2 protein-coding genes and 2 pseudogenes are annotated in these 4,602 nt (G+C 74.6%); 1 reads left to right on the plus strand and 3 read right to left on the minus strand.

Annotated elements, in window-relative coordinates; genetic code table 11:
- The 3 genes and pseudogenes from HF519_RS29405 to HF519_RS29415 form a co-directional block, all read right to left on the minus strand.
- Positions 1–214, minus strand: a pseudogene (locus HF519_RS29405) (signal recognition particle-docking protein FtsY); the annotation flags it as partial.
- 141 nt (positions 215–355) lie between these two features.
- A complete protein-coding gene (gene smc, locus HF519_RS29410; RefSeq protein ID WP_169416228.1) occupies positions 356–3,922 on the minus strand; it encodes a chromosome segregation protein SMC in 3,567 nt (1,188 codons plus the stop codon).
- 75 nt (positions 3,923–3,997) lie between these two features.
- Positions 3,998–4,288, minus strand: coding sequence for an acylphosphatase (locus HF519_RS29415; RefSeq protein WP_169416229.1), 291 nt, complete (start codon positions 4,286–4,288; stop codon positions 3,998–4,000).
- Positions 4,289–4,337: 49 nt separating this feature from the next.
- On the opposite strand from HF519_RS29415, the pseudogene HF519_RS30720 reads away from it, so the two are divergent.
- Positions 4,338–4,602: pseudogene (locus HF519_RS30720) on the plus strand (hypothetical protein); the annotation flags it as partial.

Below are 4,602 nucleotides of genomic sequence, written 5' to 3' on the forward strand. Positions count from 1 at the left end.
CACCGGCTCCGGCGGAGAAGTTGAATCCACCGCCGGCCTGGTAGGTGCCTCCACGTGGAGGCGGCTTGCCCTCCGGCCCGGTCTCGCGTTCGAGTTCGTCGGCCTCACGCAGGCTGATCCGTCGGCGTCGGCCGATCACCAGCCCGAGGATGAGAGCGATCAGCAGGACCGCCGCGATGACCGCTACGACGATCCACAGGGTCTCCGTGGTCACCCGTCCAGCCTGTCATGCTCACGACCGACCGGCCGCCGGGCGTCCATGGTCCCCACGAACGCACCCACTCCGCCCTCCGCGGCCGACCCCCGATCACCCGACTCGCCGCATGACCGTCAACAACGTGTCAGGTCACAACACCTAGGACGCCGGGCGCAGCCGCTGCGAGATCACGGTCGTGATCCCGTCGCCGCGCATCGACACGCCGTACAGCGCGTCGGCCACCTCCATGGTGGGCTTCTGGTGCGTGATGACGATGAGCTGGCTGGTCGACCGCAGCTCCTCCAAGAGGCTGATCAGCCGCCGCAGGTTGACGTCGTCGAGCGCGGCCTCGATCTCGTCAAGGATGTAGAACGGCGACGGCCTGGCCCGGAAGATGGCCACGAGCAGCGCCATCGCGGTGAGCGAGCGCTCCCCGCCGGACAGCAGCGACAACCGCTTGACCTTCTTGCCCGGCGGCCGCGCCTCGACCTCGATACCGGTCGTGAGCATGTCGTCGGGATCGGTGAGCACCAGCCGCCCCTCGCCACCGGGGAACAGCGTGGAGAAGACGATCTCGAACTCGCGGGCCACGTCGGCGTACGCCGTCGTGAACACCTCGAGGATCTTGTCGTCGACCTCGCGGACCACGGTGAGCAGGTCACGCCGGGTGTTCTTGAGGTCCTCGAGCTGCGTGGACAGGAACCGGTAGCGCTCCTCCAGCGCCGCGAACTCCTCCAGCGCGAGCGGGTTGACCTTGCCCAGGAGCGAGAGGTCCTTCTCGGCGCGCTTGGCCCGGCGTTCCTGGGTGGGCCGGTCGTACGCCATCGACGGCGGCGCGACGACCTCCTCACCGCGCTCCTTCGCCGCCTCGTACTCCGCGACCTCGGCCGGGGAAGGCGGCACGGCCACGTGCGGGCCGTACTCGGCGACGAGGTCGTCGACGGCGAGCCCGTGGTCGGCCAGCACCTTCTCGGTGAGCTGTTCGAGCCGCAGCCGGGACTGGGCGCGCAGCACCTCGTCACGGTGTACGGCGTCGATGAGCTTCTCCAGCAGCGCGGTCAGCCGGCCCACCGTGGTCCGCGCCTCGCCGAGCGCCTGCTCCCGCTCGGCGCGGGCGGCCGCGGCGGCGTCCCGCTCGGTGGCCGCCTCGGCCAGCGACACCTCGATCCGCTCCAGGGCCCGCTCCCCGGCGTCGACGACGAGTGCGGCCACCGCGGCCGCGCGCTCCCGCTCGGCGCGGGCGGCGGCCGCGCGCGCCCGTGCCTGCCGTTCCGACGAGGCCTGCCGGCGCAGCGACTCCGCCCGCCCCGCGATCGCCCGGGCACGCTCCTCGACCGTGCGCAGGGCGAGCCGGGACTCGACCTCCTCGGCACGGGCCTGTGCCAGCGCGTCGGCGGCCGCGTCGCGGATCTCGGTGTCCGGCTCGTCGTCCAGCGGCTCGCCCTCGGCCACGGACAGCTGCTGCTCGGCGGCCTCCAGCGCGAGCAGGGCGTCGGAGCGGCGGGACTCGACGGCGTCGCGGCGCTCGCGAAGCCGGGCCGCCTCGGCCTCCGCCGAGCGGACCACCTGCTCCAGGCGCCCGAGCTGGGCGTTCGCCGCGGACCGCCGGGACTCGGCGGCCTTCTGCGTCTGCCGGGCCGCCTCGACGTCGGCCTGCCGGGCCGCCTCCTCGGCGCGCGCCCCGTCCAGCGCCGGCCGCAGCAGGGCGAGCTCCTCCTCGACCTTCTCCCGGGCCTCCAGTGCCTCGTTGACCGCGGCCTGCACGTCCAGCGCGCTCGACGCGGCACCGGAGCCGCCACGGGCCCGGCCGGCGGCCAGCACGTCGCCGTCCCGGGTCACCGCGGTGAGCTCGGGACGGGCCTGGACCACGGCGCGGGCAGCGGCGAGGTCATCGACCACGACGACGTCGCGCAGCACCTGGTGCACCGCTCCCACCAGCCGCTCCGGCGCGCTGACCAGCGACGAGGCCCACCGTCCGGCCGGGGGCGTCCCCACGGGTGATCCGTCGGGCCCGCCGCCGACGAGCAGCGCCGCGGCGCCGGCGTCGTCGGAGCGCAGCGTCGTCAGCGCCGCGACCGCGGCGTCCGTCGAGTCGACGGCGACGCCCTCGGCCAGCTCCCCCAGCGCGGCCGCGATCGCGGTGCGGGCTTCCGCGTCCACCGTGAGCAGCCCGGACACCGAGCCGAGGACGCCGGTCAGCTCTCCCGTCAGCAGGGCCCCGCTGCCGTCCTTGCGGGCGAGCCCGACCGACAGCGCATCCACCCGGGCCCGCCAGTGCGCCCGCTGCTGCTCGACCTCGCGCTCCCGCTTCACCAGCTCCGCGACCCGTTCCCGGGCGCTGCGGTGGGCCTCGGTCGCGGTGGCCACCCGGTGCCCGAGATCGGAGTCGCCGTCGTCGAGCACACCCACCTCGTCGCGGGCGGCCGACAGCTCGGCCTCGGCCTGCTCGGTCCGCGCCTGCGCCTCGCCGAGGGCCTCCGACAGCCGCTCGATCTCCTCCGCCGTGGCCGCGGCGCCGCTGCGCAGCGCCTCGGCCTTCCCGGCGAGGGTGGCCAGCCCGGCCTTGCGGTCGGCGATGGCCCGGACCGCCGCGAGGTGCGCCCGCTCGGCCGCGGCCAGCGTGCGCTCGTGCTCGGCGCGCTCCTCCAGCACGTCGGAGAGCCGGCGCCGGGCCTCGGCGACGGCGGCGACCAGTTCGTCCTCCTGCTCGGCGACCGCGTCGGCCTCGCGCTCCAGCTCATCGGGGTCACGCCCCGGCGCACGCGAGGCGGCCTCGGAGTCGGCCATGTGCCGGCCCCGTTCCTGGGCCAGCCGGACCGTGCCACGCAGCCGCTCGGCCAGCGCCGAGAGCCGGTACCAGACGTCCTGTGCGGCGGCGAGCCGCGGCGCGTCGGCGGCCAGCGCCTCCTCCAGCGCGCCCTGCGCCTCACGGGCGACGACGAGCTCTTCCTCGACCTCCGCGCGCCGCGCCCGGGCCGCGTTCTCGCCGGCCTCCTCGCGGGCCAGCGCCTCCTGCAGGGACACCAGATCGTCGGCGGCGAGCCGCAGCCGGGCGTCGCGCAGCTCGGACTGCACGGCCTGCGCGCGCCGGGCGATCTCCGCCTGGCGGCCCAGCGGCTTGAGCTGACGGCGCAGCTCCGCGGTCAGGTCGGTCAGCCGGGTCAGGTTGGCCTGCATCGCGTCGAGCTTCCGCAGCGCCTTCTCCTTGCGCTTGCGGTGCTTGAGGACGCCGGCCGCCTCCTCGATGTAGGCACGCCGGTCCTCGGGCTTGGACTGCAGCACCGAGTCGAGCTGGCCCTGCCCGACGATGACGTGCATCTCCCGGCCGATGCCGGAGTCGGACAGCAGCTCCTGGATGTCGAGCAACCGGCAACTCGATCCGTTGATCTCGTACTCGCCGGCGCCGTCGCGGAACATCCGGCGGGTGATCGAGACCTCGGAGTACTCGATGGGCAGCGCGCCGTCGGAGTTGTCGATGGTCAGCGTGACCTCGGCGCGGCCCAGCGGCGCCCGGCCGGACGTGCCGGCGAAGATCACGTCCTCCATCTTGCCGCCGCGCAGGGCCTTGGCGCCCTGCTCGCCGAGTACCCAGCTGATCGCGTCGACGACGTTGGACTTTCCCGAGCCGTTCGGCCCGACCACGCACGTGATGCCCGGTTCCAGGCGCAATGTGGTCGCCGAGGCGAAGGACTTGAAGCCCTTCAACGTCAGGCTCTTGAGGTGCACGGTGCGTGGTCTCCCGAGGACAGGTGGCCACGAAGGCTACCGGGCGCCGATCGGCGCCCCGGATCAGCCGCGGGTTCAGGCTTCGACGAACCCGTTGAACTCGCCGCGGGCCCCGCCCCACTGCTCCACGACGTGATCGACGTAGCCGGGGGTCCGGTCGCCCCGCAGCAGTTCCAGCAGCTGCTCGCACGCCGCGCGATCACCCTCCGCCACGACCGCGACGCGGCCGTCGGGGAGGTTGCGGGCCTGCCCGACGAGTCCGAGCTCGAGGGCGCGGGAGCGGGTCCACCAGCGGAAACCCACTCCCTGTACGTTCCCGTGGACCCACGCGGTGAGCCGAACGGCGGAATCGGAGTTGATACTCACAGTGCTGCTACGTTACCGCGCCGTGACCCGATCATGGCGAAGCGGCGGTGTGCTGTTGGTCGGTCTCACCACCGGTGCCCTCCTCGCGGGGCTCGGATCCACGGTCGGCGCCGCTGCGCTCCCAGCCGGCTGGGCCGCGGCGCTGCGCGGCCCGGCCAGCGTAGACCCCGCACCGCCCGGGATCGCCCCGGCCGCACAGGTGACCGCGGCCCGTGCGACGCCGCCGCCCCTGCTTGCCGCGCCGGCGCCGGTCACGACGCCCGACCGGGACGCACCCGCGGCGACCGCCGCGGCGCGCGCCACCACCGCACCCC

Origin of the sequence: Pseudonocardia bannensis (assembly GCF_012911875.1) — a bacterium.
Taxonomy (GTDB): domain Bacteria; phylum Actinomycetota; class Actinomycetes; order Mycobacteriales; family Pseudonocardiaceae; genus Pseudonocardia; species Pseudonocardia bannensis.